Source organism: Sphingorhabdus sp., from assembly GCF_046292425.1.
Lineage (GTDB): Bacteria > Pseudomonadota > Alphaproteobacteria > Sphingomonadales > Sphingomonadaceae > Sphingorhabdus_B.
In genome coordinates this window covers 1-642 of the sequence record NZ_JBKBQV010000111.1, presented here as the reverse complement: position 1 = coordinate 642, position 642 = coordinate 1, and the positions used below count along the sequence as shown (strand labels likewise).

Genomic DNA, 642 nt, shown 5'->3' with positions numbered 1-642 from the left:
AGAAGCAAATCAGCCGCTGAGCGGCTTAGAACATCTGCCGGAGACCCACGTGGCGCGCCGTCGGCCAACCCGCTGCGCACGCCGGCGGCTACTGAGTTGCGCACGGCGGGGCGTGCTCCTGATTGTGGCGGCGATGGTTGCCGGACGCTCGCTCCCGCCGGGCAGTTTTGTCCCTCAGCCCTGGCCAACCTTCCCCAGCACGTCCGGCCCATAAAAACCTACACCTGTGAGAGCCCCCAGCCCCTCAGCTCAGAAAACCCCAGCCGGATGCCCTTGACCAAAATGCAGTTGTGCATATAATCACAAATGCCGATGCGGGATAGAGCAGTGGCAGCTCGTCAGGCTCATAACCTGAAGGTCGTAGGTTCGAATCCTACTCCCGCTATTTTGTAAAACCCGAAGCCTTGACGGGCTTCGGGTTCTTATTTTTGGCGTCTGCCCGATTGTTCGGCCTTTGTGATCCTGGCCGCCGCCTGCTCGATATAATCGCGCAGCGATGTCTGCGGAGTTGACCGAGGCCGCGACCTCCGAAGCAAGCCCCACTTCCTCAAGCGACCGGCGCGCCCCTTTACGGCGATACCTTCACCCGACCGCTTTGTTCGTCATCCTTGTCGTTGCCGCGGCGCTGCGCTTCCACGATCT

General features: G+C 61.1%; 1 tRNA gene. It reads left to right on the top strand.

Going from position 1 to position 642, the window contains the following annotated elements:
- The first annotated feature begins 313 nt into the window (after window positions 1–313).
- Window positions 314–385, top strand: a tRNA-Met gene (locus tag ACK4S7_RS13135).
- The last annotated feature ends 257 nt before the right edge of the window (window positions 386–642 follow it).